Annotated in this window: 26 protein-coding genes and 1 pseudogene; 10 read left to right on the top strand and 17 right to left on the bottom strand. The window is 72.9% G+C overall.

Annotated elements, in window-relative coordinates; all coding sequences use genetic code 11:
* The first annotated feature begins 6 nt into the window (after nt 1-6).
* Nucleotides 7-906 carry a hypothetical protein gene (locus tag HC251_RS20270; RefSeq protein ID WP_219942411.1) on the top strand — a complete coding sequence of 300 codons (900 nt, stop codon included), beginning with the start codon at nt 7-9 and terminating at the stop codon, nt 904-906.
* Between the two features lie 78 nt (nt 907-984).
* Here the strand turns inward: HC251_RS20270 and HC251_RS20265 are convergent, their stop codons facing one another.
* The 5 genes and pseudogenes from HC251_RS20265 to leuC form a co-directional block, all read right to left on the bottom strand.
* Nucleotides 985-1,521 (bottom strand): hypothetical protein, encoded by a 537-nt coding sequence (locus HC251_RS20265; protein WP_219942410.1) that lies wholly within the window; start codon nt 1,519-1,521, stop codon nt 985-987.
* Between the two features lie 57 nt (nt 1,522-1,578).
* Nucleotides 1,579-3,069 carry an SDR family oxidoreductase gene (locus HC251_RS20260; RefSeq protein WP_219942409.1) on the bottom strand — a complete coding sequence of 497 codons (1,491 nt, stop codon included), beginning with the start codon at nt 3,067-3,069 and terminating at the stop codon, nt 1,579-1,581.
* Nucleotides 3,070-3,131: 62 nt separating this feature from the next.
* Entirely contained in the window at nt 3,132-3,971 is an 840-nt protein-coding gene (locus HC251_RS20255) for an IS5 family transposase (RefSeq protein WP_255566721.1), read from the bottom strand.
* Between the two features lie 122 nt (nt 3,972-4,093).
* The gene (gene leuD / locus HC251_RS20250) at nt 4,094-4,687 is read right to left on the bottom strand and encodes a 3-isopropylmalate dehydratase small subunit (RefSeq protein WP_219942407.1); all 594 of its coding nucleotides are present in this window, start codon (nt 4,685-4,687) and stop codon (nt 4,094-4,096) included.
* Nucleotides 4,688-4,690: 3 nt separating this feature from the next.
* Nucleotides 4,691-6,113, bottom strand: a pseudogene (leuC, locus tag HC251_RS20245) (3-isopropylmalate dehydratase large subunit).
* A 55-nt stretch (nt 6,114-6,168) separates the two neighbouring features.
* Between leuC and HC251_RS20240 the strand changes: the two are divergent.
* The gene (locus HC251_RS20240; RefSeq protein WP_219942406.1) at nt 6,169-6,813 is read left to right on the top strand and encodes an IclR family transcriptional regulator; all 645 of its coding nucleotides are present in this window, start codon (nt 6,169-6,171) and stop codon (nt 6,811-6,813) included.
* A gap of 49 nt (nt 6,814-6,862) precedes the next feature.
* On the opposite strand, the gene HC251_RS20235 is transcribed toward HC251_RS20240, so the two are convergent.
* The 6 genes from HC251_RS20235 to HC251_RS20215 form a co-directional block, all read right to left on the bottom strand.
* On the bottom strand, nt 6,863-7,654 hold the full coding sequence (locus tag HC251_RS20235; RefSeq protein ID WP_219942405.1) for a VOC family protein: 792 nt from the start codon (nt 7,652-7,654) through the stop codon (nt 6,863-6,865).
* 143 nt (nt 7,655-7,797) lie between these two features.
* Entirely contained in the window at nt 7,798-8,250 is a 453-nt protein-coding gene (locus tag HC251_RS20230; protein ID WP_219942404.1) for a GatB/YqeY domain-containing protein, read from the bottom strand.
* Between the two features lie 70 nt (nt 8,251-8,320).
* Nucleotides 8,321-9,286: an MBL fold metallo-hydrolase gene (locus tag HC251_RS20225; protein ID WP_255566503.1), complete on the bottom strand. Its 966-nt coding sequence runs from the start codon at nt 9,284-9,286 to the stop codon at nt 8,321-8,323.
* A 14-nt stretch (nt 9,287-9,300) separates the two neighbouring features.
* Nucleotides 9,301-9,453 carry a hypothetical protein gene (locus HC251_RS25810; RefSeq protein WP_255566502.1) on the bottom strand — a complete coding sequence of 51 codons (153 nt, stop codon included), beginning with the start codon at nt 9,451-9,453 and terminating at the stop codon, nt 9,301-9,303.
* Nucleotides 9,454-9,794: 341 nt separating this feature from the next.
* Nucleotides 9,795-10,670 carry an alpha/beta fold hydrolase gene (locus tag HC251_RS20220; protein WP_219942402.1) on the bottom strand — a complete coding sequence of 292 codons (876 nt, stop codon included), beginning with the start codon at nt 10,668-10,670 and terminating at the stop codon, nt 9,795-9,797.
* Nucleotides 10,671-10,900: 230 nt separating this feature from the next.
* Nucleotides 10,901-12,322: an aminobutyraldehyde dehydrogenase gene (locus tag HC251_RS20215; RefSeq protein ID WP_219942401.1), complete on the bottom strand. Its 1,422-nt coding sequence runs from the start codon at nt 12,320-12,322 to the stop codon at nt 10,901-10,903.
* 126 nt (nt 12,323-12,448) lie between these two features.
* On the opposite strand from HC251_RS20215, the gene HC251_RS20210 reads away from it, so the two are divergent.
* Both HC251_RS20210 and HC251_RS20205 read left to right on the top strand, forming a co-directional pair.
* Entirely contained in the window at nt 12,449-13,819 is a 1,371-nt protein-coding gene (locus HC251_RS20210; RefSeq protein ID WP_219945756.1) for an aspartate aminotransferase family protein, read from the top strand.
* On the top strand, nt 13,816-14,298 hold the full coding sequence (locus tag HC251_RS20205; RefSeq protein WP_219942400.1) for an Lrp/AsnC family transcriptional regulator: 483 nt from the start codon (nt 13,816-13,818) through the stop codon (nt 14,296-14,298). The genes HC251_RS20210 and HC251_RS20205 overlap by 4 nt, the downstream gene beginning before the upstream one ends.
* A gap of 35 nt (nt 14,299-14,333) precedes the next feature.
* Here HC251_RS20205 and HC251_RS20200 read toward each other — a convergent pair whose 3' ends face one another.
* From HC251_RS20200 to HC251_RS20180, 5 genes are all read right to left on the bottom strand, one after another.
* Nucleotides 14,334-15,167, bottom strand: a complete 834-nt coding sequence (locus HC251_RS20200) for an ABC transporter permease (RefSeq protein WP_219942399.1) — start codon at nt 15,165-15,167, stop codon at nt 14,334-14,336.
* Nucleotides 15,168-15,306: 139 nt separating this feature from the next.
* Nucleotides 15,307-16,215, bottom strand: coding sequence for an ABC transporter permease (locus HC251_RS20195; RefSeq protein ID WP_255566501.1), 909 nt, complete (start codon nt 16,213-16,215; stop codon nt 15,307-15,309).
* 10 nt (nt 16,216-16,225) lie between these two features.
* Complete coding sequence (locus tag HC251_RS20190; protein ID WP_219942398.1) at nt 16,226-17,422, bottom strand: PotD/PotF family extracellular solute-binding protein; 1,197 nt, start codon at nt 17,420-17,422, stop codon at nt 16,226-16,228.
* Nucleotides 17,423-17,446: 24 nt separating this feature from the next.
* Nucleotides 17,447-18,547 (bottom strand): ABC transporter ATP-binding protein, encoded by a 1,101-nt coding sequence (locus HC251_RS20185; protein WP_219942397.1) that lies wholly within the window; start codon nt 18,545-18,547, stop codon nt 17,447-17,449.
* A 115-nt stretch (nt 18,548-18,662) separates the two neighbouring features.
* Entirely contained in the window at nt 18,663-19,133 is a 471-nt protein-coding gene (locus HC251_RS20180) for a transcription elongation factor GreA (RefSeq protein ID WP_219942396.1), read from the bottom strand.
* 95 nt (nt 19,134-19,228) lie between these two features.
* Here HC251_RS20180 and HC251_RS20175 point away from each other — a divergent pair, with 95 nt between their 5' ends.
* From HC251_RS20175 to cimA, 3 genes are read left to right on the top strand one after another with little or no spacing between them, the layout of a single operon-like run.
* Complete coding sequence (locus HC251_RS20175) at nt 19,229-20,224, top strand: 3-isopropylmalate dehydrogenase (protein ID WP_219942395.1); 996 nt, start codon at nt 19,229-19,231, stop codon at nt 20,222-20,224.
* Nucleotides 20,225-20,234: 10 nt separating this feature from the next.
* Nucleotides 20,235-21,152, top strand: coding sequence for a branched-chain amino acid transaminase (locus HC251_RS20170; protein WP_219942394.1), 918 nt, complete (start codon nt 20,235-20,237; stop codon nt 21,150-21,152).
* Entirely contained in the window at nt 21,142-22,818 is a 1,677-nt protein-coding gene (gene cimA / locus HC251_RS20165) for a citramalate synthase (RefSeq protein ID WP_219942393.1), read from the top strand. Before HC251_RS20170 ends, cimA begins: the two co-directional genes overlap by 11 nt.
* A gap of 22 nt (nt 22,819-22,840) precedes the next feature.
* Here cimA and HC251_RS20160 read toward each other — a convergent pair whose 3' ends face one another.
* A complete protein-coding gene (locus HC251_RS20160; protein WP_219942392.1) occupies nt 22,841-23,311 on the bottom strand; it encodes a DUF4190 domain-containing protein in 471 nt (156 codons plus the stop codon).
* A 106-nt stretch (nt 23,312-23,417) separates the two neighbouring features.
* Between HC251_RS20160 and HC251_RS20155 the strand changes: the two genes are divergently transcribed.
* From HC251_RS20155 to HC251_RS20145, 3 genes are all read left to right on the top strand, one after another.
* The gene (locus HC251_RS20155; protein ID WP_219942391.1) at nt 23,418-23,948 is read left to right on the top strand and encodes a hypothetical protein; all 531 of its coding nucleotides are present in this window, start codon (nt 23,418-23,420) and stop codon (nt 23,946-23,948) included.
* A 145-nt stretch (nt 23,949-24,093) separates the two neighbouring features.
* Nucleotides 24,094-25,509 carry a glutamate--tRNA ligase gene (gltX, locus tag HC251_RS20150; protein WP_219942390.1) on the top strand — a complete coding sequence of 472 codons (1,416 nt, stop codon included), beginning with the start codon at nt 24,094-24,096 and terminating at the stop codon, nt 25,507-25,509.
* Nucleotides 25,509-26,213, top strand: a complete 705-nt coding sequence (locus HC251_RS20145) for a YdcF family protein (protein WP_219942389.1) — start codon at nt 25,509-25,511, stop codon at nt 26,211-26,213. The genes gltX and HC251_RS20145 overlap by 1 nt, the downstream gene beginning before the upstream one ends.
* Nucleotides 26,214-26,219 lie beyond the last annotated feature (6 nt).

The raw sequence follows: 26,219 nt of genomic DNA, 5'->3' as shown, positions 1-26,219 counted from the left end.
GAGCCCGTGGCCCTCGCGACCCGCGCCCTGGGGGCGACGACCGGCCTGGCCGGGCTGGTGGCCTTCACGTGCCACTTCGCCGTGCCCGTGGCGGCGGGTGACGGGCGGTCGATCACCCTGGCCGAGGCCACGGCCACGCACCGCAACGTCGGCGTCGCCGTGCACCTGCTCGTGCTCGCCGCCCTGGGGCTGACCGCGGCGGCGCGTCCCGCCGTGGGGGCCCGGGTCGTGGGCGTGGGGGTGCTGGGGCTGCCGTGGCTCGCCGGCAGCGTCGACCAGGTGTGGACATCGGGCGGGCCCGGGGCGGTGCGGGTGTTCGCCGCCGCCGTGCTCGTCGGCCTGGTCGCCGCCGCCGTCGCCGTGGCCGTCGGCGTCCGCGAGGTGCGCTGGTCGGACGGTGGCGTCCTGCTCGGAGACGGGCTGGCCATCCTCGTGGCCGGGGCGACGTTGTTCGGGCTGCTCGGCGTGAACTGGTACCGGGTGCGCGACCTGACCCGCGACGCCCTGTTCGAGCCCCGCTTCGGGTCGTTGCTGGACACCTCGACCGGCGGCGGGCGCGCCGTGTGGGCGGCGGCGGCGGTCGCCGTCGTCGCCATCGCCGTCGCCGTCGTCGGCGGCGGCTGGGGGCGCCGGGTCGCCGGCGTGGCCGTGGCCGGCCTGTGCACCTTCGAGGCGGCCCGGAGGACGTTCCTGACCGGCGAGCGGCTGATCCCGCCCGCCGACCAGGCGAACCCCTTCGGCGTGACCCTCAGCGGGGAGCCCGTCCTGGGGATCCTGGTCCTCCCGCTGGTCGGCATCGCTGCCGGCGCCTGGCTCCTGACCACCGACGGCGACACCACCTCCGAGGCCGACGAGGCCCAGATCGGCGACGTCCCGGCCGAGCCGGACCCGGCCGCCCCCGCCTAGCCCGGCGCGCGGCCGCGGCCGCCTCGACGCGAGACCCCCTGCGACGGCGAGCACGAGTGCTCGGCGGCAGCGCGGGACCTACCGCTTGGCGGCGCGGAAGCCGTCGGCCTCGGCCGCAGCCACGTCGGGGTAGCAGCGGTCCGGGCTGGTGCGCTCGTAGGAGAGCCCGCCGGGGCGGTGGTAGATCCCGCTGCTCACCTTGGCCTTGATCGGGTAGCCGTCGGGGCAGTCGCCGTCGACCGCGGCCACCCAGGCGTGTCCGTCGGCGCCGGACCCATCGGCGTCGGCGTCAGCGCCCGCGGCCTCGCCCGGATCGGCACCGGCCGCACCCGGGTCGGCGGCTCCTGCCGGGGCCGGCGCTCCGACGACGGTCGGGGGCGTGGGTGCCTCCGCCATCGACGAGGCGGCCGGCGCGGGTGCGGCGTCGGGGGGGTCGGCCACCGCGACCGGCACCGGCGTGGGCGGCGCCGCGACGGTCGACGGCAGCGGCGCCGGGGGGCTGGCCAGCGGGGCGGGGGCCGGCCGGGCGTCCCGCAGGAGCAGGCGCACGAGGGACGCCACCAGCCCGACCAGGATCCCCAGGAGGAAGACGGAGCGGAGCTGCGGCCGACGCATGGCCCGCGATGCTACGGCGCACGTCCCCGCCCGGCCTCCGGGGGGCGAGCCGCCCGGTCAGGCGGCGGAGGCGGTCTTGGGCAGGCCGTCGACCTCACCGCCGGCGGCCGCGGCGATCCGCTGGCACATGCGCTTGAAGATGAGGATGTGGAACGGCACCAGCGCGTACCAGTACGCCCGGCCCACCACGCCGCGGGGGTGGAACAGGGCCCGCTGGCGGAGGCACGTGCGGCCGTCGTCCTCGACCTCGATCCGCCACTCCAGCCACGCCTGGCCGGGGAGGCGCATCTCGGCCCGCAGCCGGATCAGCAAGGGGCGCTCGACGGCCTCGACCCGCCAGAAGTCGACGGCGTCGCCGACGCGCATGCGGTCCGGGTGCCGTCGGCCCCGGCGCATGCCGACGCCGCCGACCAGCTTGTCGACCAGGCCGCGGGCGCTCCAGAGGATCGGCGTCACGTACCAGCCCCGCTTCCCGCCGATGCCCTCGACCACGGCGAAGACGTCCTCCGGGGGGGCGGTGGTGGCGACCTGCTGCTCGTCGACGAGGAGGCGGCCACCCGACCAGTCCGGGTCGGTGGGGAGCGGGTCGGCTGGTGTGCGCCCGGGGAGACCGGCGTCGGACCACCGGGTCGTGACCTCGAGGTCGGACACCCGGCGCAGGGCCAGCTCGAGAGCCTCGGCGAAGTCGACGGGTTGGTGGTCGATGACGGCGGAGATGGGCCGGTCGGCGACGACGACCTCGTTGACGAGGCTCTCCACTAACGGGCGGGCCAGCCCGGTCGGCAGCGGCGTGACGAGCCCGATCCACAGCGAGGACAGGCTGGGCGTCAGCACCGGCACCCGCACCAGGAGCCGACGGCGCAGGCCGGCGACCTTGGCGTAGGTCCGCATCATGTCGGCGTAGGTGAGGACGTCGGGGCCGCCGATCTCGAGCACCCGGCTGGTGCCCTCGCCGCCGTCGTCGAGGACGGCGACGAGGTAGGTCAGCACGTCGCGGATCGAGATGGGCTGGCAACGGTTCCCGACCCACTTCGGCGTCACCATCGCCGGCAGCACCTCGACCAGCGAGCGCAGCATCTCGAAGCTCGCCGACCCCGACCCGATGATCACCGCGGCGCGCAGCTCGGTGACCGGGACAGGTCCGTCGGCCAGCACCTGCCCGACCTCGTGACGGGAGGCCAGGTGGGGGCTGAGGGTGGGGTCGTCGTCGGCGCCCAGCCCGCCCAGGTAGACCAGGAGGCGGGCCCCCGCGTCGGCCGCCGCGTCCCGGAACGTCGCCGCCGCCTCGCGGTCCTGGGCGGCGAAGTCGTCGGCCCCGCCCATGGAGTGGACGAGGAAGTAGCCGGCGTCGACGTCGGCGAACGCGGCCCGCACCGACTCATCGTCGGTCAGGTCACCGGCCACCACCTCCACCTGGTCCCGCCAGGCGGCGTCGTCGAGCTTGGCTGGGGTGCGGGCCAGGCACCGCACGTCATGGCCGGCGGCCAGGAGCTCGGGCACCAGGCGGCCGCCGATGTAGCCGGTCGCACCGGTCACGAGGATCTTCACCCGCCGCCCCTACCCGAACCCCGGACCCCCACCCCCCGGGAGCACGGATGGTGCCTGGAGGCTCAGCGGATAGGTCGGTAGTGCTGGTTGCGGTGGTCGATCAGCTTGGCGGTGATGAGGAACGCGATGGCTAGGCAGAGGGCGGCGTGGCGGTGTTCTGTGCGGCGGTCGGTGTTGCGGCGGAGCTGTCCGTAGTTGGTGAGCCAGGAGTGGGTGCGTTCGACGGTCCATCGTTTGCCGAAGCCGACCAAGGCCACGGCGCCTTGGCCGGGCTTGTTGCGCCACAGGGCGTTGAACTCGGAGATGTCGTAGCCGGCGAGACGGTCGGGAAGCGATGGGTAGCCGTACCCGCGGTCGAGGTGGAGGGTGCCGATGGCTCGGGCGGTGGGCCCGGTGGTCACGACATCAAGGGTGGGCTCGAGCATGCGGTAGTCGTTGCGGTTGCCGCCGTCGAGGGCCCAGCCCAACGGGATGCCGGCGGCCTCCACCGCGGTACTCCACTTCCAGGCCAGACGACCCTTGTTACCTGGGGCGATGCCGGTTCCTTCGCCTCCGCAGGGGGCGGGGTGGTGGCTGCCGTCGATGACCACGTCGGTGGTGTCGAGACCGATGACCTTGTCATAGGCGCGCAGCGCTTGGGCCATGAGCCGGTTGAACACACCGGCCCGAACCCATTCGTCGCGGCGGGCGCGCAGGGTGGTGTCGGAGACCTCGTGGTGAAGCAAGAACTCGACGGTCTCCCACGCCACTCCGGTGACGAGGCGGATCATCAGGCCCCGGAAGATCACCCGGTCTGGGACCCGGCGCCGGCCACCACCTTGGCGACGCTTCGGTGCTGGAGGCACCAGCCATTCGACCGTGACGAACACAGCGTCGCTGACTTCAGGATCGAGCGCGCGCATCATGGACTCGACCTCCCCTGGTCTGGTTGTTGGGCGCACTCGCTATGAAACGCGAGCCACCACCCCGACCAGGGGATGGTCACCAAACCGCGCGGCCTCCTGGCACCATCCGTGCTCCGCGGTCAGGCGGTGGTGGGGTACCAGGTCGGGCGGGTCGCCTCGTAGGTGTCGATGGCCTCGCCCTGCTTCAGGGTGAGGCCGATGTCGTCGAGGCCCTCGAGGAACCGGTGCCGCACCGACTCGTCGAGGGGGAAGTCGCACGACAGCCCGATGGCGGGCGCCTCCAGGGTGCGGCGCTCGACGTCGATCGTGATCTCCAGCGTGGGGTCGGCCTCGACCGCCCGGAGGAGCTGCTCGCCCACCTCGGGCGGCACGACGACGGGCACCAGGCCGTTCTTGGTCGAGTTGTTGCGGAAGATGTCGCCGAAGCGGGGCGACACGACGGCCCGGAAGCCGTACTGCTGGATGGCCCACACGGCGTGCTCGCGGGACGAGCCGGTGCCGAAGTTGGGCCCGGCCACGAGGATGGTGGCGCCGGCGTACTGCTCCTGGTTGAGGACGAAGTCCCGGTCGTCGCGCCACTCGGAGAACAGGCCCTTCTCGAAGCCGGTGCGGGACACCTGCTTCAGCCAGTCCGACGGGATGATCTGGTCGGTGTCGACGTCGCTGCGGTCGAGCGGGACGGCGGTGCCGGAGACGATGTGGACGGCATCCATGGGTCAGGCTCCTGCGGCCACGGGGGCCAGGTCGTCGGGGGTGGCGAAGTGGCCGGCGATGGCCGTGGCCGCGGCGACGGGGAGAGACGAGGTGGGTGCGCCCGCCCCGGCCCTGGCGGCCCTCGAAGTTGCGGTTGCTGGTCGAGGCGCAGCGCTCGCCGGGGGCCAGCTTGTCGGGGTTCATGGCCAGGCACATCGAGCAGCCCGGGTCCCGCCAGTCGAAGCCGGCCTCGACGAGGATGCGGTCGAGCCCCTCCTCCTCGGCCTGGGCCTTGACCCGCCACGAGCCGGGGACGACGAGCGTCCGCAGCCCCGAGGCGACCCGCCGGCCCTCGGCCACGGCGGCGACGGCGCGCAGGTCCTCGATGCGCCCGTTGGTGCAGGACCCGATGAACACCGTGTCGACGCCCACCTCCTTCAGGGGGGTGCCGGCGGTCAGACCCATGTACTCGAGGGCCCGCTCGGCCGCGCCCCGCTCGCCAGGGTCGCCGATGGCGCTGGGGTCGGGCACGGAGGCGGTGATCGGGGCGACCTGCCCGGGGTTCGTGCCCCAGGAGACGTGGGGGAAGATCTCGGCGCCGTCGAGGACGACCTCGGTGTCGAAGGTGGCGCCCTCGTCGGTGGCGAGCGTCCGCCAGTAGGCGACGGCCTCGTCCCACGCCGCGCCCGTCGGGGCGTGGTCGCGGCCCTCGAGGTAGGCGAACGTCGTCTCGTCGGGGGCGATGAGCCCGGCCTTGGCGCCGGCCTCGATCGACATGTTGCAGACGGTCATCCGCCCCTCCATCGACAGGGCCCGGATCACCTCGCCCCGGTACTCGGCGATGTGGCCGATGCCGCCTCCGGTGCCGATCCGCCCGAGGATGGCCAGGATCACGTCCTTGGCCGTGCTGCCGTGCGGCAGGGTGCCGTCGACGGTGACGGCCAGGGTCTTGGCCGGGGCCTGGGGGAGGGTCTGGGTGGCGAGGACGTGCTCGACCTCGCTGGTGCCGATGCCGAAGGCGAGGGCGCCGAAGGCCCCGTGGGTGGAGGTGTGGCTGTCGCCGCAGACGATCGTCATCCCCGGCAGGGTGAGACCCTGCTCGGGCCCGATGATGTGGACGATGCCCTGACCGGGCGTCCCCATGGGGTGGATGGTGATGCCGAACTCGGCGGCGTTGCGGCGGAGCGTCTCGACCTGGGTGCGGCTGACGGGGTCGGCGATCTCGAGGTGCGTGTCGGCCGTGGGGACGTTGTGGTCCTCGGTGGCCACGGTGAGGTCGGGGCGGCGGACGGTGCGGCCGCTGAGGCGGATCCCGTCGAAGGCCTGGGGGCTGGTGACCTCGTGGACGAGGTGGAGGTCGACGTAGAGCAGGTCGGGCTCGCCGTCGCCGCGGGCGACCACGTGGGCGTCCCAGACCTTCTCGCTCAGTGTCCTCGGTTGCGCCATGGTGATCCTCGGCTCGGCTTGACTGTTCCAGGATGTGAGATGACAATCTCGTCTCGTGGAACAGAGCGTACGCAGCGTCGGGGTCCTCGACAAGTCCGTGGCCCTGCTGCGCGCCCTCGCGGCCGGGCCGGCGTCGCTGGGCGGGCTGGTCGCCGCCACCGACATCCCCAAGCCGACGGCCCACCGCCTGGCCTCGGCCCTGGTCGCCCACGGCCTGGTGCGCCGGACCGACGACGGTGGCTTCGCCCTCGGGCCCGAGCTGGTCGGGCTGGGCCGGGCCGCGGCCGAGGGCTGGCCGTGGGGCGACGCCGCCGGGCCGGCGCTGGCGGCCCTGGTGGAGGCGACGGGCGAGAGCGCCCAGCTCTACGTCCGCGAGGGCGACGCCCGCCGCTGCCTGCTCTCGCGGGAGTCGAGCCACGAGCTGCGCACGATCGTGGCCGAGGGCTCCCGGCTGCCGCTGAGCCGGGGCTCGGCCGGTCGCATCCTCGCCGGCGCCCCCGACGACCCCTGGGTCGAGTCGGTCGAGGACCGGGCGCCGGGGGTGGCGTCGGTCAGCGCCCCGGTCCGGGACGCGTCCGGCGCCGTCGTGGCCGCCGTCGGCATCAGCGGCCCGGTCGACCGCCTCGGGCCGTCGCCGGGCGAGCGCCACGGGGCCGCGGTGGTCGCCGCCGCCCGCCGCATCGAGGCCGCCGTGGGCTGACCGCCGACCGGTGCCGGGCACCGGTCGGCGGTGGTCGGTCGGCCGCCCGTCAGTCGGGGGTGGCGGTGCCGTCGCTGAGCTTGAACACGGCGCCGGTAGGGTCGGTCATCGTGGCCAGGGTGCCGAACGGGGTCGCGTCGGGGCCCATGACGAGGGTGGCCCCGAGCTCGGTGGCCCGGGCGACGGCGGCGGCCGTGTCGGGCACCGAGAAGTACACCGACCAGTGGGCCGGGACGCCCTCGGGCAGGAAGCCGGAGGCGTCCATGACGCCGGCGGCGGCCCGCTCGTCCTTCTCGAGGGTGGAGTAGCGGAACTCGTCGGTGTCGCCCGTCGCGTAGGTGGTCCAGCCGAAGACCGCCTCGTAGAAGGCGATGGCGCCGGCGAAGTCGCGGGTGTGGAGCTCGAACCATCCGGGGGCGTTGGGCTCGGCGACCACGCCGAAGCCGTGGTGGGCGAGGGGCTGCCAGTAGCCGATGGCGGCACCGGTCGGGTCGGTGGCGAAGCCCATGATCCCCAGGCCGGGGACCTCCATGGGGTCGAACATGAGGCTGCCACCGTTGGCCACGATGGCCTCGGCGGTGGCCTTGGCGTCCTCGACGTGGAGGTAGATCGACCAGACGTCGGGCATGTCGGCGTTGTCGGGCATGGCGTTCTTGTCCATGCCGCCGGCGACGACCGTCCCGTCGAGCGAGAAGGTGATGTAGCCCCCGTACTCGGGGCCGCTGGCCTCGGACGTCCAGCCGAGGAAGCTCTGGTAGAAGGCCCGGCTGGCGTCCGGGTCCGAGGTCATGAGGTCGATCCAGCAGGGGTGACCGACGGGCATCGAGTCGACGTGGGGCATGGCGGGTTCCTTCGGGATGGGGTGGGCGAGCGTGCCCCCTACCGACGTCCTCCGAACGGCGAACTCATCGCCCCCGCCGCCGACCTTGGACGGAACCCCGCAGCATGATGCGGTTCCCGTCCAAGGTTCGACGGGGTCGAGGCTCAGCCGCCGGTGAGGCGGGCCTTCACCAGGGCGCTGACGGCCTTGCCGTCGCGGCGGCCTGCGACCTCGGCCTGCACCGCCTTCATGGCCGGGCCCATGTCCGTGGGCGAGGAGAACCCGCCCGCCTGGAGGACCCGGGTCACCAGCTCCTCCAGCTCGGCGTCGGTGAGCGGGGCCGGGAGGTTCCGGGCCAGGATCTCGCCCTCGGCCCGCTCCTTGGCGGCCTGCTCCTCGCGCCCGGCGTCGGCGAAGGCGGCCGCCGCCTCGTCGCGCTTCTTGGCCTCCCGCTTGACGACCGCCTCGACGTCGGCGTCGGTGAGCTCGTCGGCCGCGCCCTCCGCCACCCGGGCCTCCTTCACCGCCGCCAGCACCGACCGCAGGACGGTCGTCGTCAGCTGGTCGCGGGCCTTCATCGAGGCGGTGAGGTCGGACTGGATCCGCTCGGCAAGCATGACCCGAGGGTAGGCGGGCCCACGCGCCGGACCACGAGGGCCGGGACGTCGGGGTCCGTGGTGGTCCTCGCTACGGCGGCGGGGCCCAGCCCTCGATCTCGGCCATGCGCTGGAACAGGTCCACCACGCCGGCCGGCTCGTGGGCGGGGTCGAGGTGCCGGAAGGCGGTCTCGACGTTGACCGCGATGCGGCCCTCCTCGCCCCACGCCGCGAACGGCGACGAGGCCAGCTCGCCGGCCAGGTCCCGGGCCGCCTCGGCGGCCGTCATCCCCCGGGCGAAGCGGTCCCGGACCTCGCCGTCGACCCACGCCAGGTAGTCCCGCACCCGGACGACCCCCGCCGTGTCGGTCACGGGGCCGTGGCCGGGGACCACGGCGACGGGGTCGAGGTCGACGATCAGGTCGCAGGCCGCGACCCACCGGTCGAGCGGGCCCGCCCACACGATCGGCGTGCCCTCGATGAAGCAGATGTCCCCGGTGAAGACGACGCCGGCGTCGGGCACGTGGACGATGGTGTCGCCCTCGGTGTGCGCCGGGCCGACCTCGACCAGGTCGACGCGCGTCCCGGCCACGTCGAGCCCGAGGCGGTCCGAGAACGTGCGGGTCGGCGGTGTCGGGGTGATGCCCTCGAAGTCGAAGGCGCCGAAGAACCGCTGGAACAGGGCACCGACGGGCCCGTCCGCCCCCTTGAGCGCCGCCATCGCCGCCGGCGGGACGTCGGCGAACTCGCGGGCGGTGGCGTCGGAGGCGACGATCTCCGCTCCGGTCACCAGCTCGTTGCCGTAGCAGTGGTCGCCGTTGGCGTGGGTGTTGACGAGGGTGCCGATGGGGGCGGCCTCGGTGAGCGGGGCGAGGCCGTCGAGCATGGCCCGGGTGAGGTGCAGGTCGAACAGCGTGTCGACGAGCAGCGAGGCGCCGTCGCCGACGACCAGGCCGGCGTTGGACCAGCCCCACCCGCCGTCGGGCTGGAGCCAGGCGTGGCAGCCGTCGCCGACCTGGTGCCTCCCGGTGGCGAAGGGCACGGAGCGGGGATCCACGGTGTGCTCCTCGGTCAGGCGACCTCGGCGCGCAGGTGCGCCGGGGAGGTCGAGGTGTTGGGTTCGGTGTCGGTGAGCAGGGCTCGGTCGGTCGTGCGGTCGTGGGTGGTGCGCCGGTCGATGGCCGCCCGGGTGGCGGGGTGGCACCGCAGTGCGGTCAGGCTCATCGAGCGACCTCCGTCGCCATCGTCGGTTCTGTTCGCGCCAGGCGACACCCCTGGCCGGCTGCGGTGTCAGAACGGCGATGGCCGCCTGGAGCCTCGTTCTGGTCGCGCCAGGCGCCATCGGTGTCCGGCAGCGGTGTCAGAACGACGCAGGCGATCACGTCCAGAACCGGTCGGCGGGCCCACCTCGGTGGGGGCGATGCCACGCTCCCACCAAGCCACGCCAGCCGCGTCTGCGCGCCCGAGGACCGGCACGAAGCACGCTGTCCACGAGGGACACCGACGGTGGGAGCCAAGCCCCCGGGCAACGACCAGGGTGACACTGGCGCGACCGTAGCGAGCGCTCAGCCCCGGGGTCCGCCCGGTCGGGGGCGCAGGCCGTCGAGGGCGTGGCGCAGCTGGGGCACCCACAGGTCGGGGCGGGTCACGGCGGCGTTGTGGGGCCCGGCGACCTCGTAGGTGCGACAGCCTGGGATGGCGGCGGCCAGGGCCCGCTGGCGACGGCTGGGGACGGTGCGGTCCAGGGTCGTGATGATCGCGGCGGCGGGGACGTCGACGCCGCCGATCCAGGCGGTGGACCGGAACCGGCCCAGGGCGGCGCCGACGCGCAGCAGCGACGGCGGGTCGCTGCGGAGCAGCTCGCGCCGGTACCAGGCGGCGTGGGGGCCGTCGGCGACCTTGCCGTCGACGGCCCGCACCATGCGGGACCGGGCCGGCCCCGGGAAGGCGCGCACGGCGGGGGCGATCAACGCCTGCCCCCGGTACCAGAGGTCCCCCACGGGGCCGGACTGGAAGTGGCGGGCGGTGGAGCACACGACCAGGCCCGAGAGCCGGTGCCGGTGGCGGTGCCAGACCAGCTGGGCGACGGCCCCGCCCAGCGAGTACCCGACGACGATGACCCGCTCGACCTCGAGGGCGTCGAGCACGGCGGCGCAGTCGTCGGCCAGGCCCTCCAGCCGGAGTCGGCCCCGGGCGGGGCTGGAGCGCCCGTGGCCCCGCAGGTCCGGGGCGATGACCCGGTACCGGTCGGCCAGGGCCGGGTAGGTCGGGGCGAAGGTGGTGTCGGCCGTGACCGTCCAGCCGTGGATCAACAGGACGGGGGGGCGGTCGTCGTCGGGCCCGCCGAGGTCGGCCCGGACGAAGGCCTCGCCGCCGTGGGGGAGGGCGACGGTGCGGCCGGGGGGCAGCCCGGGCGGCGGGACCACCTCGGCGTCGGTCACCAGGCTCACGGTGCGTCGGTTCGGGCCGTCACCCGCCGTGGCTTGGTCCGCCCTCACCCCCTCAGTGTGCCGGGCGACGGGAGAGTCTCACGCGACGGTCCGGTGGGCCTGGCGGCAGCCCCTCCACCCGGCCTACGTCGGATCGAGCCGGCGGCGCAGCCGCTTCGGCGGGAAGGGGCCCGGCGGCTCCCCCGTGGGTGAGCGGTCGCGCCTGCGACCTGGCGTCGGCGTCAGTGCTTGACCATGACGTGCTTGAGCTCGGTGTAGTGCTCGACGGCGTAGATCGACATGTCCTTGCCGTAGCCGGACTGCTTGAACCCGCCGTGGGGCATCTCGCTGATGATCGGGATGTGGTCGTTGACCCACACCGTGCCGAACCGGAGACCGGCGGCCATCCGCATGGCCCGGCCCACGTCGCGGGTCCACACCGACGCGGCGAGGCCGTAGTCGACGTCGTTGGCCCACCGCAGCAGGGTCTCCTCGTCGGGGGCCCGCTGGACGGTGACGACGGGGCCGAACACCTCGCGCTGGGCGATCTCCGAGGCCTGGTCGACGTCGACCACCACGGTCGGCTCGTAGAAGAACCCGGCGCCGTCGCCCGCCGACCCGCCCACGGCGACCGACGCACCGGCGTCGACCGCCCGGGCCACCATGCCGGCGACGCGCTCGCGCTGGGCCGCCGACACGACCGGGCCGACCTCGGTGTCGGCCGCCGAGGGGTCGCCGAAGGGGATGGCCCCGACCTCGGCGACCAGGGCGGCCACCACCTCGTCGTGGATGGCGGGCCCGGCGATCAGCCGGCAGGCGGCGGTGCAGTCCTGGCCCGAGTTGTAGTAGCCGGCGGCCCGCACCCCCTCGGCCACCGCCTGCGGGTCGGCGTCGTCGAAGACGACGACCGGCGCCTTGCCGCCCAGCTCGAGGTGCACCCGCTTGAGCGTGGTCGCCGCCGCCCGGGCCACGGCCTGGCCGGCGGCGACCGACCCGGTCAGCGACACCATCGCCACCTCAGGGTGCTCGACCAGGGCGACCCCGGCCGTCTCCCCCCGCCCGCACACCACGTTGAGGACGCCGGGCGGGAGGACGTCGGCGGCCAGCTCGGCCAGCCGCAGGGCGGTGTAGGGCGTGAGCTCCGACGGCTTGAGGACGACGGTGTTGCCCGCCGCCAATGCCGGGCCGACCTTCCACGTCGCCATGTTCAGCGGGTAGTTCCACGGGGCGATGGAGCCGACGACGCCGAGGGGCTCGCGCCGGATCATCGACGTGTACCCCTCCATGTACTCGCCCGCGGCCCGGCCCTCGAGGAAGCGGCCGGCCGACGCGAAGAACGCCCAGTTGTCGACGGTCAGGTCCATCTCGAACTCGATGATCGAGGTGGGCTTGCCCACGTTGCGGGCCTCCAGGGCGGAGAGGCCCTCGATGTCGGCGGCGATGGCGTCGGCCAGGCGGTGGAGCAGCTCGGACCGGGCCCGCGGGGTCAGGGCGGCCCAGGCCGGGAAGGCGTCGGCGGCGGCCCGGACGGCGTCGTCCACGTCGGCGGCGTCGCTGGCCGGCGCCGTGCCCATCGCCTGCCCGGTGGCCGGGTCGAGGACGTCGTCGGTGGCACCCGACCGGGCGGGGCGGAACGTCCCGCCGATGTGGTTCTGGTCCTGCACGGGGGTCAGCCTCCGGTCAGAGAGCGAGGGATCCGATCGCCAGCCTGCCATGTGGCGCATGATCCGGTCGCCAGCGGGCGGAACTACAGTCGGATCGACCGTCGGCCGAGGAGCCCTGCCGTGACCATGACCCCCGCCGAGCTCGACGCTGCGGCCGCCGACCACCTCTGGCTGCACTTCTCGCGCCTGGCCGGCGAGGGCGGTCAAGGCCCGACGATCATCGAACGGGGCCAGGGCGCCCACGTCTGGGACAGCGAGGGCACCCGGTACCTCGACGGCCTGGCCGGGCTGTTCGTCGTCCAGGCCGGCCACGGTCGGGAGGAGATCGCCCGGGCCGCCGCCGCCCAGGCCGAGACCCTCGCCTACTTCCCGCTGTGGACCTACGCCCACCCCACCGGCATCGAGCTGGCCGCCCGCCTGGCCGGCATGGCGCCCGGGGACCTCAACCGGGTCTTCCTCACCACCGGCGGGGCCGAGGCCGTCGACACGGCGTGGAAGCTGGCGCGCCAGTACTTCCTGGCCATCGGCCAGACCGAGCGGGTGAAGGTCATCGCCCGGAACCTGGCGTACCACGGGGCCACCCTCTCGACGCTGAACATCACCGGCCTCGACGCCATCAAGGAGCCGTTCCTCCCGATGCTCAACGGGCTGTCGCGCCACGTCGGCATCACCAACTCGCAGAGCTGCCCGACGTGCGACCCCGAGGGGATGGGGCCGTGCACGGCGGCGTGCGCCGAGGAGATCGAGCGGATGATCGTCGCCGAGGGCCCCGAGACCGTGGCGGCGGTGTTCCTGGAGCCGGTGCAGAACGCCGGGGGCTGCTTCGTCCCCGGCGACGGCTACTTCCAGCGGGTCCGGGAGATCTGCGACACCCACGGCGTGCTCCTCGTCTCCGACGAGGTGATCTGCGCCTTCGGGCGGCTGGGGGACTGGTTCGGCTCGGCCCGCCTCGGCTACCAGCCCGACATGCTCACCTTCGCCAAGGGCGTCACGTCGGGCTACGCCCCCCTCGGCGGCGTGCTCGTGTCCGACCGCATCGCCGAGCCGTTCCTCGAGCCGACCTCGTCGTTCCTCCACGGCATCACCTTCGGGGGCCACCCGGTGAGCTGCGCGGTGGCGCTGGCCAACCTCGACGTCATGGAGCGCGAGGACCTGCCCGGCCGGGCCCGGGAGCTCGAGGACGAGTTCCGCACCCAGCTCGACACGCTCCTCGACCTGCCCATCGTGCGCGAGGTCCGGGGCATGGGCTACTTCTACGGCATCGAGATGACCAAGGGCGGCACCGCCTTCACCGACGACGAGTCCGAGTGGCTCCTGCGCGGCTTCCTCTCCAACCGCCTGCTCGAGAACGGCCTGATCTGCCGGGCCGACGACCGGGGCGACCCGGTGATCCAGCTCGCGCCGCCGCTCGTGTCGGGTCCGGAGGAGTTCGAGGCCATCGCCGGGATCATCCGCCAGACGCTGCTCGAGGCCTGGAAGGAGCTCGAGGAGCGGTGACCACGGCGGGCGGCGACGACGGGGCCGAGCCCGTCGACCTCGACGAGGTGGACAAGGCGGTGATCCGGGCCCTGCAGACCGACGGGCGGGTCCCGTACTCGAAGCTGGGGCCGCAGGTGGGGCTCTCGCAGGCGGCGGTGCGGCAGCGGGTCCAGCGGCTCATCGACCGGGGCGTGATGCAGGTCGTGGCCGTGACCGACCCGGCCATGCTGGGGCTGGGCCTGCAGGCCATGGTCGGCGTCCGGGTCGAGGGCGACAGCCGGGTCGTGGCCGACGCCATCGCCGAGTCGGACGACGTGGACTACGTCGTCATCACCGCCGGGCGCTACGACGTGCTCGTCGAGGTCGTGGCCCCCGACGCCGCCCACCTGCTCGATCTGGTCACGGTGTCGATCCGCGGCGTGCCCGGCGTCGTCTCCACCGAGATCCTCACGTACCTCAAGCTGGTCAAGCAGACCTACGCCTGGGGCACCCGCTAGCGCGACCGCCGCACGGTGCCCGGCCCTCGTGGCGGTCAGGCCTGGCGCTTCGAGCGGCGGAGGGTGCGACCCTCGATGGCGGCCCGGAGGGCGACGCCCGCGACCATCACGCCGACCGAGGCGAGCAGGATGACGGTCGCCAGGACGTTGATCTGGGGCGAGATCTCGGTCCGCGACGCCCCGAAGATCCGCAGGGGGAACGTCTCGGTCGAGCCCGCGTTGAAGAACGTGATGATGAAGTCGTCGATCGACAGGGCGAACGACAGCAGGGCGGCGGCGATGATCCCCGGGGTGATGAGCGGGAGCGTGACCTTGCGGAACGTGCGCCACGGCGGCGCGCCGAGGTCCATGGCCGCGTCCTCGAGGGTCCAGTCGAAGCCCCGGATGCGGGCCTTCACCGTCAGGGCCACGAAGGAGGTGCAGAAGAGGACGTGGGCGATGGCGATGGTCCAGAACCCCCGCTGCACGCCGGCGTCGAGGAACAGCGACAGCAGCGACGCGCCCAGCACGATCTCGGGCGCGGTGAGGGGCAGCACGAGCAGGAGGTCGACGATCTTCCCGCCCTTGAAGCGGTAGCGGACCAGGGCGAGGGCGATCAGCGTGCCCAGGACCGTCGAGCCGCCGGCGGCGACGAGGGCGATCTTGATCGAGACCACCATGGCGTCCATCAGGGGCCCGGGGGCGAAGGGGTCGGCCCAGTTGTCGAGGGTGAAGCTCTGCCAGACGATGTTGAACTTGCCCGCCGGCTGGTTGAACGAGAAGGCGACGATCACGGCGATGGGCACGAAGAGGTAGACGAAGCCCAGCACGGCGTAGGCGTTCAGGGCCCACCGCCCCACGCGCCCCTGCGTCGTCTCCGGCGCGCTCATCGGTGCTCCGCCGATCGATGTCGACGGCGCGAGTCGGTACCGCGACCGGAGCACCGATGAGCGCCGGCGTCTCCACTCGCTGCGCTCGCTCCGCCGCCGAAGAGATGACTCCGTCGTCTGATTCGCTCGCTGCGCTCGCTCATATGAGGTCGTCCGTGCCGAGGACGCTGCTGTAGACGACGACGGCGACGGTGATGATCGCCATCAACACGAACGACAGCGCCGCCGCGGTCGGGTAGTCGAGCTGGACCAGGAAGCGGTCCTGCACCACCGACCCGATCATGGTGTTGTTCGGGCCGCCGAGGAACCGGGCGTTGACGAAGTCGCCGGCGGCGGGGATGAACGTGAGCAGCGTCCCGGCGAACACGCCCGGCATCGACAGCGGCAGGACGACCTTGCGGAACGCCCGCCAGCCGTCGCTGTAGAGGTCCTTCGCCGCGTCGGTGAGGCGGATGTCGATCTTCTCCAGGCTCACGTAGATCGGCAGGATCATGAACGGCAGGAAGTTGTAGGTGAGCCCGCCGATCACCGCGGCGTGGGTCTGGAGGAGGCGGCCGTCGCTCATGATCCCGACGGCGTCGAGCAGGCCGGTGAGGCCGACGGCGTCGACGAGGCCCACCACCGGGCCGTCGTCGAACAGGACCGTCTGCCACGCCAGCGTCCGGATCAGGAACGAGGTGAAGAACGGGATCACCACCAGGCCGACGAGGACGTTGCGGAACCGACCGCCCCGGAAGGCGATGACGTAGGCGACCGGGTACCCGATGGCGATGGTCAGCAAGGTGGCGATGCCGGCGTAGGCGAACGAGCGCAGCATCTCGTCGCTGTAGGCGTCGAAGGCGTCGGTGTAGTTGGCCCACTCCCAGGTGAACGAGGGCTCGAAGTCGAAGCGGCTCTCCTTGGACGAGAGCGACATCTTGGCCAGGGTGGCCATGGGCACGAGGAAGAACAGGATCAGCCAGATCACGCCGGGCGACAGGAGCCCGTAGGGCACCCATCCCCCGGACCGCTTGTCCCGGTCCTCCTCGCCGTCGTCCCTGCGGGCCACGCGCCGACCCTCAGACGCCGATGATCTCGGAGAAGCGCTCGTCGAACTCGGCCTCGGCGTCCTCGTCGAGGTTGGCGAACGAGTGCAGCCGGCCGAGGGTCTCCTCGTCGGGGAACAGCAGGGTGCTCTCGGCGAGCGCCTTCTGGTCGTCGGTGCCGGCGGCGAGGATGTCCCGGACGCCCTCGACCGGCGAGTTGTAGCCCACGTACTCGGTGATGCGGGCCGCGTTCTCGGGGTCGTAGACGTAGTCCATCCACGTGGCCACGTTGCCGGCGTTCTCGGCCCCGTTGGGGACGACCATGGTGTCGGTCCAGCTCATGCCGCCCTCGTCGGGGATGACGAACTTGAGGTTCGGGTCCTCGAGGGCCAGCTGGGCGATGTCGCCCGACCAGCCGATGCAGGCGATGAAGTTCCCCGAGGCCAGGTCGTCCATGTAGTCGTTGCCGGTGAACTGGCGGACGGTCCCGTCCTCCTTGGCCGTCCGGATCCGCTCGAAGGCGGCCTCGGCGGACTCGATCGTCGCCTCGGCCGGGTCCTCCCCCTCGAGGAGCATCATCAGCCCGACGGTGTCGCGCATCTCGGTGAGCATCCCGATCTTGCCGGAGAAGGCGGGGTCGAACAGGTCCTCCAGGCTGGTGAGGTCGCGCCCGGCGGCCTCGGCGTTGTAGGCGATGCCGGTCATGCCCGCCTGCCACGGGAGGCTGAAGGTGCCGTCGGGGTCCCAGCTCGGGTTGCGGAGGCTCTCGACCAGGTTGGACGCGTTGGGGATGGCGTCGAGGTCCAGCTCCTGCACCCATCCCAGCGAGATCAGCCGGCCCGCCATCCAGTAGGTCGGGGCGATGATGTCGGTGCCGATGTCGCGCCCGGCGGCCAGGTCGGACTGGACCCGGGCGAAGTACTCGTTGTTGTCGTTGAAGTTCTCGTTGTAGGTGAAGTCGAGGCCCGACGCCTCGGTGAACAGGGCGACGGTCTCCTCGTCGATGTACGCCGGCCAGTTGTCGAAGCGGAGGGCGTTGGTGTCACCACCACCGCCACCCCCGCCGCCCCCGCCGCCGCTGCTGTCGTCGTCACCGCAGGCCGCCAGGAGGGTGGGGCCCAGCAGCCCCACGCCGGCCAGGGCACCCATGCCGCCGAGCATCCGGCGGCGGGACAGCTCGGGCCCGGCGGGGAGCACCAGGCGACGTCGGGAGGGGCGGGAGCTGGGCATGGGTGTCTCCGAGGGTGAGGAGGGTCAGGAGGGGTCGGGCTTGGTGAGCTCGGGCGGGGTCGTCGGCGAGCCGGGCTCGGCGTCGGGGTCGACCGGCAGCTCGTCGATCGGGCCGACCGATGCCTCGGGCACGACGTAGGCGGCGTCGGCGTCCCAGGTGGCCCACGCCCGGTCGCCGGGGCGGAGGCCGTCGGGGAAGCGGTCGAGGTGGGCGACCACGTGGGCGTCGGTCGCGGTGTCCAGGGCCACGTGGACGGTCGGGCCCCGGAAGACGATCTCGACGACGGTGCCCTCGACCCCGCCCCGCCCGTCGATGGGGGCGTCCTTGGCGATGCTGACCCGCTCGGGGCGGATCATGGTGACGGCGTCGCCGCCGGCGAGGCCGGGCAGCAGGTTGGCCTCCCCGATGAACCCGGCGACGAACGGCGTGCGGGGCTCGTGGTACACCTCCTCGGGCGACCCGATCTGCTCGACCCAGCCGCCGCTCATCACCGCGACCCGGTCGCTCATGGTGAGCGCCTCCTGCTGGTCGTGGGTGACGAAAACGAACGTGATGCCGGTGTCGCGCTGGATCCGCTTGAGCTCGAGCTGCATGGCCTGGCGCAGCTTGAGGTCGAGGGCGGCCAGGGGCTCGTCGAGGAGGAGGGCGGCGGGCCGGTTGACGAGGGCGCGGGCGAGGGCCACGCGCTGCTGCTGGCCGCCCGAGAGCTGGGCCGGTCGCCGGTTGGCGAACCCCTCCATGCGGACGATCTCGAGCATCTCGCCCACGCGCTGGCGGACCTCCGACTTCGGCAGCCGTCGGCTCTCGAGCCCGAACGAGACGTTCTTGTGCACGTTGAGGTGGGGGAACAGGGCGTACTGCTGGAAGACGGTGTTGACGTTGCGGCGGTACGGCGGCGTCCGGGACACGTCCCTGCCCTCGAGGAGGATGCGCCCGTCGGACGGGCTCTCGAACCCGGCGATCATCCGCAGGGTCGTGGTCTTCCCGCAGCCCGAGGGGCCGAGCATCGAGAAGAACTCACCCGGCCGGATGCCGAAGTCGGCCAGGTGCACGGCGGTCTGGCCGCCGAAGCGCTTGGACACCCGCTCCAGGCGGATCGCATCCTCACCCGCGCCATCGGCCAACGTGTCGAGCTCCCTGCATCACACCCTTGACGACCGATCTGGTCGGCAGGTGCGCGTACGGTAACCGATTCGCTTGTTTCGGGGTTGTGAAACGAGCGGGTCGTCCGCCGGGGTGCTACTCGACGGCGACGAGCTCGACGTTGAGGGTGGCGCCGGTGGGGGTCTCGTAGGACACGACGTCGCCGGCCACGTGGCCGACCAGGGCCTCGCCCAGCGGGGAGCCGGGGGACATGACGTCGAGGTCGTCGTGGCGCTCCTCGATCGAGCCGAGCAGGTAGCGCTCGGTGTCGTCGTCACCCTCGTAGCGGATGGTCACGATCGACCCCGGGGCGACGGTGCCGCCGCTCGCGGTGTCGACGATCTCGTGGTTCTCCAAGATGGCCTGGAGGTGCAGGATGCGGCCCTGCATCTTCCCCTGCTCCTCCTTGGCGGCGTGGTAGTCGCCGTTCTCGGAGAGGTCGCCGAGCTCGCGGGCGGTCTCGATCTTGCGGGCGATGTCGATGCGCCCTCGCGTGGTCAGGTCGTCGTACTCCGCCTTGAGCCGGTCGTACGCCGCCTGCGAGAGCTGGGTCGTGTCCGGGGGCATCAGACGAGGCTATGTGGCCGGACCGGCAAGGGGAAAGGCGCTGGGCGCCCATCTAGTCTGGAGGGTTCGGACCCGGACGTCCCCAGAGGAGAGCAGTGGCCCACCGCGTGGCAGTCATCGGAGGAGACGGGATCGGTCCCGAGGTGGTGGCCGAGGCCCTGAAGGTCGTGCGCGCCGCCGGCGTCGAGGTCGACACCACCGACTTCGACCTGGGCGGGGCCCGCTACCTCCGCGACGGGACCGTCCTGCCCGACGAGACCCTGGAGGAGCTCCGGGGCTACGACGCCATCCTCCTCGGCGCCGTCGGCACCCCGGACGTCCCCCCGGGGGTGATCGAGCGGGGCCTGCTGCTCAAGATGCGCTTCGCCCTCGACCAGTACATCAACCAGCGGCCCTTCACCGACCCGGCCGCAGGCATCGACATGGTCGTCATCCGGGAGAACACCGAGGGCACCTACGCCGGCGAGGGCGGGTTCCTCCGCCAGGGCACCCCGCACGAGGTCGCCACCCAGGGTTCGGTCAACACCCGGATGGGCGTCGAGCGCTGCGTCCGCTACGCCTTCGATCTGGCCATGACCCGGCGCAAGCACCTCACCCTGGTCCACAAGACCAACGTGCTGACCTTCTCCGGCGACCTCTGGCAGCGCACCTTCGACGAGGTGGCGGCCGAGTACCCCGAGGTGACCACGGCGTACAACCACGTCGACGCGGCCTGCATCTACTTCGTGCAGGACCCGCAGCGCTACGACGTGATCGTCACCGACAACCTCTTCGGCGACATCCTCACCGACCTCGGCGGTGCCGTGTCGGGCGGCATCGGCCTGGCCTCCAGCGGGAACATGGACCCGACCCGGCAGGCCCCGTCGATGTTCGAGCCCGTGCACGGCTCGGCCCCCGACATCGCCGGCCAGCAGAAGGCCGACCCGCTGGCCGCCATCCTCTCGGCCACCCTGATGCTCGACCTGCTGGGCGAGGAGGCGGCCGCGGCCAAGATCCGCACCGCCTGCGCCACCGTCGTCGCCGGCCGCGACGGCCGCCCCGAGACCCGCCCCACCCCCGAGATCGGCGACGCCGTCGTCGCAGCCCTGTAGGAGACACCCCATGCCGATCACGCCCACCGAGAAGATCTGGATGAACGGCGAGCTGGTGCCGTGGGACGACGCCCGCATCCACGTGCTGACCCACACCCTGCACTACGGGATGGGCGTCTTCGAGGGCATCCGGGCCTACGAGACCCCCGACGGGCCCGGCATCTTCCGCCTCACCGACCACATCACCCGCATGTTCCAGTCGGCCCAGATCCTCGGCATGGAGATCCCGTACACGCCCGAGGAGCTGGTGGCCGCGACCAAGGCCACCGTGGCGTCGACCGGGCTGGCCAGCTGCTACATCCGGCCCATCGCCTACTTCGGCTACGGCGAGATGGGGCTCAACACCCTGCCCTGCTCGGTCGACGTGTCGATCGCCTGCTGGCCCTGGGGCGCCTACCTCGGCGACGACGCCCTCACCAAGGGCGTGCGCATGAAGATCTCGTCCTGGACCCGCCACGACCACAACACCATGCCGCCCGCGGCCAAGACCACCGGCAACTACGTCAACTCCTCGCTGGCCAAGGTCGAGGCCCTCAAGGCCGGCTACGACGAGGCCCTGATGCTCAACCCCCAGGGGTTCGTGTCCGAGTGCACCGGCGAGAACGTCTTCGTCGCCCGCAAGGGCCGCTTCATCACCCCGCCGCTGTCGTCGGGCGCGCTGGAGGGGATCACCCAGTCGACCGTCTCGACCATCGCCGCCGATCTCGGCTTCGAGGTCACCGTGGGCGAGCTGGCCCGCTCGGACCTCTACATCGCCGAGGAGATGTTCGTCTGCGGCACCGCCGCCGAGGTCTCGGCGGTGGCGTCGGTGGACGACCGCGAGATCCCGTCGCCCGGCCCCATGACCCTCGCCATCGGCGAGGAGTACCACCGGACCGTCCGCGGCGAGGTCGACCGGTACAAGGACTGGGTCGAGCATGCCGAGTGACGACGCCTCTGCCCGCGTCGCCCCCGAGGTGATCCGGGCGCGGCGTCCCGAGGGCGCACCGGCCGCGATCGACGTCTTCGACACGACCCTGCGCGACGGGGCCCAGTTCGAGGGCATCTCGCTCACCGTCGACGACAAGCTCCGCGTCGCCGAGCAGCTCGACTGGCTGGGCGTGCGCTGGATCGAGGGCGGCTACCCCCTGGCCAACCCCCGCGACGCCGAGTTCTTCGCCCGGGCGCCGAAGGAGCTCTCGCTGTCGACGGCCGAGCTGGTCGCCTTCGGGTCCACCCGACGGCCGGCGGGCAAGGTCGACGTCGACCCGACGCTGAAGGCCCTGGTCGACGCCGGGGTGAGCACCGCGTGCATCGTGGGCAAGAGCTCGGCCTTCCACGTCACCGAGGCCCTCGGCACCACCCTCGACGAGGGCGTGGCCATGGTGGCCGACTCGGTGGCCTTCCTCCGGGCCCAGGGCCTGCGGGTGTTCTTCGACGCCGAGCACTTCTTCGACGGCTACCGGGACGACGCCGAGTTCACCCTGCGGGTGCTCGAGGCGGCGGCCGAGAACGGGGCCGAGGCCGTCGTGCTCTGCGACACCAACGGCGGCTCGCTGCCCCACGAGGTCCAGCAGGCCACCGCCGAGGTGGTCGCCCACCTGGGCGGCGACGTGCAGATCGGGATCCACACCCAGAACGACTCGGGCTGCGCCGTGGCCAACTCCGTCGCCGGCGTCCTCGGCGGGGCCACCCAGCTCCAGGGCACGGTGAACGGCTACGGCGAGCGCACCGGCAACGCCAACCTCATGACGTGCATCCCGGACCTCGAGCTCAAGCTCGGGATCCGGTGCCTGCCCGAGGGGCGCATGGAGCGCCTCACCGCGGTGAGCCGCCACGTGGCCGAGCTGGTCAACCTCCCGCCCCACCCCGCCGACCCCTACGTGGGGTCGTCGGCCTTCGCCCACAAGGGCGGGCTGCACACCTCGGCCCTGGGCAAGGTCGGTGGCGCCAGCTACGAGCACGTCGACCCCGCCGTGGTGGGCAACCACACCCGTGTGCTGGTCAGCGATCTCGGCGGGCGGGCCGGGATGGCGATGAAGGCGGCCGAGATGGGCGTCGAGCTCGACGGGGCGGCCGCGGCCATGCTCACCGAGGAGCTCAAGCAGCGCGAGGCGCTGGGCTTCGTCTACGAGGCGGCCGACGCCAGCCTCGAGCTGCTCATGCGCGAGGCCGGTGGCTGGCGCCAGGGCTTCTTCGACCTGGAGGGCTACCGGGTCACGACCTACCACCGCAACGCGGTGCGCGGCGGGGTCCCCATCGACGACGGCGAGTCGATGATCGACACTGAGGCCTCGGTGAAGGTGTGGGTCGGCGACGAGCGGCTGGTGGCCATCGGCGAGGGCAACGGTCCCGTGAACGCCCTCGACCAGGCCCTTCGGACGGCGCTGAACGGGCGCTACCAGGCCCTGTCGCGGATCAAGCTGATCGACTTCCGGGTGCGCGTCCTCGACTCGTCGTCGACGACGGGCGCCGTCGTGCGGGTGCTCGTCGACTCCACCGACGGCGAACGCACCTGGACCACCATCGGCGTCGACACGAACATCATCGAGGCGTCCTGGCAGGCCCTGGTCGACTCGATCGTCTACGGCCTGCTCCACACCGCCGACGCCTGACCCCAGGCGCCGGCGACGCGGGTCAGCAGTCGGGGTCCTCGAGGAACCGGTCGACGTTGCACACCTGGTCGGCGGGGTCCGTGTCGACCCCCTCGGCGTCGGGGTTGGGGTCCGCTTCGCCCTGGCTCTCGCACGGGAACCCGCTCGGCGACTGGTCGTCGGGCCCGCACAGGTCGAAGAGCTCGTCGGCGTTGTCGGCGAAGATGGCGCCCGCGGCGATGAGGATGACGAACAGGACGGTCCACGCCAGCCCCACGAAGCCGGCGACGAGGCCGCCGATGGCCTGGCCCCGGCCGACGCCGTTCAGCTTGTTCGCCTTGCTCAGACCGGCGAACCCGAGCGGGATGGCGGCGAGGAACAGCACGGGGGCGCACAGGGCCGAGATGAGGCCCGTGACGAGCGCAGCCGTGGCCAGACCGTTCGAGGGCGGGGGACCGGCGTAACCGCCGTAGCCGCCCGGCGCGCCGTAGCCCGCGGGAGGGGGATAGGACATGGGCACCTCCGTCGTGCGACCGCCCGCGTGGCGCTCGCGGCCGGCGACGCTACCCGGCGGCCCCCGTCTTCGGGTGGGGGTCGGCACCCCGGGTAGCCTCGCCCCGATGGCTGCTCCGGAGTACGTCCCCACCGACGCGATGGCCCGGGTCCGGGCGTACCGGTCGAACCCCCGCCGGCCCGAGTCGTGGGTGGCCACCCGGCCCGGCGAGGTCGTGGGGGACCAGCCCCGCGGCGATCGCTTCGGTGCCCCCGGCCCGGACCTCGGGTTCGCCCTCAAGATCGCCCGCACGTTCGACGACCGGCTGCACCTCGCCGATGGTGAGGACCATCACGACGTGGTCGGCGGGTGCGTGGCCATCGCCATGAAGCGGTCGTCGCTCTTCGGTCGGGCGCCGGTGCTGCACGACCTCACCGTGGCCTTCACGGTCTGGGGCTTCCTCGACGCCGAGCCGGACCCGGCCCTGGTCGAGGTCCGCCGGCGCTGGTTCGAGGGCGTGGGCCACGCCGCCCACCACTACGTCGCCCTGCGCGACGTCGTCGACTCCGTCCCCGACACGACGCTGAGCATGACGCCGGCCCAGGTCGCCGAGGCCCACCGGGCCGATTGGCGCAGCCTGCTCGACCTCCCCGCCTGAGAACACGGATGGTGCCTGGCACCATCCGTGCTCCCGCGCCGTCGGCGGGCGTGACCGGGTCGGTGGCGGGCCGGCAGCACCCACGCGCTCCGACCCCTCAGCACCCTGTGGGTGTCGGCCTCGCCGACGCCGTACTCTCGACTGCGTGCCCGATGCCCCCGTCGTCCGCTTCGCGCCCTCACCCACGGGGTTCCTCCACGTCGGCTCGGCCCACTCGGCCCTGGCCAACTGGCTCGTCGCCCGGAGGGCCGGCGGGCGGTTCCTGCTCCGCATCGAGGACACCGACGCCGAGCGCAACCGGCCCGAGCTGATCGAGAACGTCCTCGAGATGCTCCGGTGGCTGGGGCTCGACTGGGACGGTGAGCCGGTCCACCAGAGCGACCGCACCGACGACCACCGGGCCATGGCCCTGAAGCTGGCCGCCGACGGGCAGGCCTACTGGTGCGACTGCACCGCCGAGCAGGTCCAGGCCCGGGCCCAGGAGCGGGGCGGCCCACCCGGCTACGACGGGTTCTGCCGCGACCGCGGGCTCGAGCGGGGCGAGGCCACGGCCCTGCGCTTCCGTCGCCCGGAGGGCACGACCGCCTGGACCGACCTGGTGCGGGGCGAGGTCAGCTTCGCCAACGACTCGCTCGAGGACTTCGTCCTGCTGCGGTCCAACGGCTCGCCCGTGTTCCTGCTGGCCAACGCCCTCGACGACGCCCACATGGGCATCACCCACGTCATCCGGGGCGAGGACCACGTCAACGGCACGCCGAAGTACCTGATGATCCTGCGGGCGCTGGGCCTGCCCGAGCCGGTGGCCTTCGCCCACATGCCGCTGCTGGTCAACGAGGGCCGCAAGAAGCTCTCGAAGCGGCGCGACGACGTGTCCGTGGCCGACTACCGGGCCGAGGGCTTCCTGCCCGAGGGGATGGTGAACTACCTGGCCCTGCTCGGCTGGGGTCCGCCCGACGGGGTCGAGGTCCGGCCCGTCCGGGAGATCGTCGACCTCTACGACCTCGCCCAGGTCAACCCGTCGCCCGCCTTCTTCGACCGCAAGAAGCTGCTCCACGTCAACGCCGAGTGGATCCGCCGCCTGCCCCTCGACGACTTCGTTGCCCGGGCGGGAGCGTTCCTGCCCCACGACGAGGCCCGCGCCGCGCTGGCCTCCATCGGCCCGCTCGTGCAGGAGCGGGTGCGCACCCTCGGCGAGGTGGCCGAGATGGTCGACTTCCTCTGGCTCGCCGAACCGCCCACCGACGAGGCCGACTGGGACAAGGTCGTCGTGCGGGGCAAGGCCTCGGGGCCGATGCTCGACGCCTCGGTCACCGAGCTGCGGGCCCTCGACGACGGGGACGGGTGGACCGCGGCCGCCATCTCGGCCGCGGTGGAGCGGGCCGCCACGACGGCCGGGATCACCAAGGAGGACGGCAGCCCCCAGATGGCCAAGGCGTCAGGGCCGGTGCGGGTGGCGACCACGGGACGGCGGGTCGGGCCGCCCCTGTGGGAGTCGCTGGAGGCCCTCGGGCGGGAGCGGACCCTGGTTCGGCTGGACGCCGCCCGGGCACGACTGGGCTGATGGCACCGCCGACCGCCACCGACCAGCTGCCTCCGGGCACGATCACGAGTGGGGAGCACGCCGCGCTCCAGGTGGAGGCGGCCGGTCCCGTCGGACGCCGCCGACGCTGGCGGCGCCGAGCCATCCGCATCGTCGGCGCCCTGCTGGTGCTGCTGCTGGCCTACCTGTCGGTGACGTTCATCCAGGTGTGGCGGGCATCGAGCCGCGACGGGGTCGAGACGGCCGACGCCATCGTGATCCTCGGCGCCGCCCAGTACGACGGACGGCCCTCGCCGGTGCTGGCCGCCCGCCTCCAGCGGGGGCTCGAGCTCTACCGCCAGGGCCTGGCGCCGCTCATCGTGGTCACCGGCGGGCGCCAGGCCGGCGACCGCTACACCGAGGCGACGGCGGGGTACAACTGGCTGATCCAGCAGCGGGTGCCCGACGAGGCCATCTTGAAGGAGGTCCAGGGGCAGAGCACCTACGAGTCGCTCGCCGCCACCTCCCGCTTCCTCCGCGACGAGGACGCCCGGGAGGTCCTCCTCGTCACCGACGGGTACCACGCCCTCCGCGTCAGCGGCATCGCCCGGGAGGTCGGCCTCACCCCCCACGTGTCCGGCGTCGACATGGACGGGCCGTCGATCATGCAGCTGTCGCGGGAGACCGGAGCCGTCTCGCTGGGCCGCATCATCGGGTACCGCCGGCTGACGAACCTCATCGACTGATCGGGC

The sequence above is a fragment of the Iamia sp. SCSIO 61187 genome (assembly GCF_019443745.1).
GTDB lineage: Bacteria > Actinomycetota > Acidimicrobiia > Acidimicrobiales > Iamiaceae > Iamia.
The sequence above is the reverse complement of the archived record's forward strand: the minus strand, read 5'-3'. Positions and strand labels throughout refer to the sequence as shown.

Coding starts and splice junctions, on each gene's coding strand:
- HC251_RS20265 (WP_219942410.1), bottom strand. CDS start 1,521: ATGCGTCGGCCGCAGCTCCGCTCCGTCTTCCTCCTGGGGATCCTGGTC.
- HC251_RS20255 (WP_255566721.1), bottom strand. CDS start 3,971: ATGCGCGCGCTCGATCCTGAAGTCAGCGACGCTGTGTTCGTCACGGTC.
- leuD (WP_219942407.1), bottom strand. CDS start 4,687: ATGGATGCCGTCCACATCGTCTCCGGCACCGCCGTCCCGCTCGACCGC.
- HC251_RS20235 (WP_219942405.1), bottom strand. CDS start 7,654: ATGCCCCACGTCGACTCGATGCCCGTCGGTCACCCCTGCTGGATCGAC.
- HC251_RS20230 (WP_219942404.1), bottom strand. CDS start 8,250: ATGCTTGCCGAGCGGATCCAGTCCGACCTCACCGCCTCGATGAAGGCC.
- HC251_RS25810 (WP_255566502.1), bottom strand. CDS start 9,453: ATGAGCCTGACCGCACTGCGGTGCCACCCCGCCACCCGGGCGGCCATC.
- HC251_RS20210 (WP_219945756.1), top strand. CDS start 12,449: ATGACCCCCGCCGAGCTCGACGCTGCGGCCGCCGACCACCTCTGGCTG.
- HC251_RS20200 (WP_219942399.1), bottom strand. CDS start 15,167: ATGAGCGCGCCGGAGACGACGCAGGGGCGCGTGGGGCGGTGGGCCCTG.
- HC251_RS20190 (WP_219942398.1), bottom strand. CDS start 17,422: ATGCCCAGCTCCCGCCCCTCCCGACGTCGCCTGGTGCTCCCCGCCGGG.
- HC251_RS20180 (WP_219942396.1), bottom strand. CDS start 19,133: ATGCCCCCGGACACGACCCAGCTCTCGCAGGCGGCGTACGACCGGCTC.
- HC251_RS20170 (WP_219942394.1), top strand. CDS start 20,235: ATGCCGATCACGCCCACCGAGAAGATCTGGATGAACGGCGAGCTGGTG.
- cimA (WP_219942393.1), top strand. CDS start 21,142: ATGCCGAGTGACGACGCCTCTGCCCGCGTCGCCCCCGAGGTGATCCGG.
- HC251_RS20160 (WP_219942392.1), bottom strand. CDS start 23,311: ATGTCCTATCCCCCTCCCGCGGGCTACGGCGCGCCGGGCGGCTACGGC.
- HC251_RS20155 (WP_219942391.1), top strand. CDS start 23,418: ATGGCTGCTCCGGAGTACGTCCCCACCGACGCGATGGCCCGGGTCCGG.
- HC251_RS20145 (WP_219942389.1), top strand. CDS start 25,509: ATGGCACCGCCGACCGCCACCGACCAGCTGCCTCCGGGCACGATCACG.